Genomic DNA, 443 nt, shown 5'->3' with positions numbered 1-443 from the left:
AAGCCTCATTGCGAGCTTTGTAAAAAAGAGTAAATAGAAATTTTATTTTATAACTTTCATAAATGAGTAGACATCGGCTACGCCATTAATATGCTTAGCATACCAAATGGCGTGCTTTTCTTGCTCTATACTATCGACCACGCCACTAAAAACAACATCGCAGCCAACGATACTAACACGCACATTTGTTCCTTCAACTATACTATCTTTGAAAAGGTTTTGTTTTAAATTTGCAAGAATTTTTAGACTATCGCATGGATATTCTGGCTTTTTTATGCGAAGATAGGTGTAAATTTCTCGTACACCATCTGTATTTTTGGCTAGTTCTACTAGCTTACCTTCAAGCTCTTTGCTATCAACCAGCCCTATAAGGTAGACATCGCCGTAAAAACACTCGATCTCAATATCTATATTGCTAAGACCTTTTGAAAATAATATTTTAC

The 443-nt window shown here is 35.0% G+C and carries 1 protein-coding gene; it reads right to left on the bottom strand.

What is annotated here, in order from left to right; translation table 11 throughout:
* Nucleotides 1–42: 42 nt before the first annotated feature.
* Nucleotides 43–443 (bottom strand): BON domain-containing protein (locus CYP43_RS03880; RefSeq protein WP_103582568.1); only part of this gene is annotated, 401 nt, incomplete at its 5' end.

This window comes from Campylobacter concisus (assembly GCF_002913045.1).
Classification (GTDB): Bacteria; Campylobacterota; Campylobacteria; order Campylobacterales; family Campylobacteraceae; genus Campylobacter_A; species Campylobacter_A concisus_AP.
Note: the sequence above shows the minus strand (reverse complement) of the source record. Positions and strands in the feature narration are given on the sequence as shown.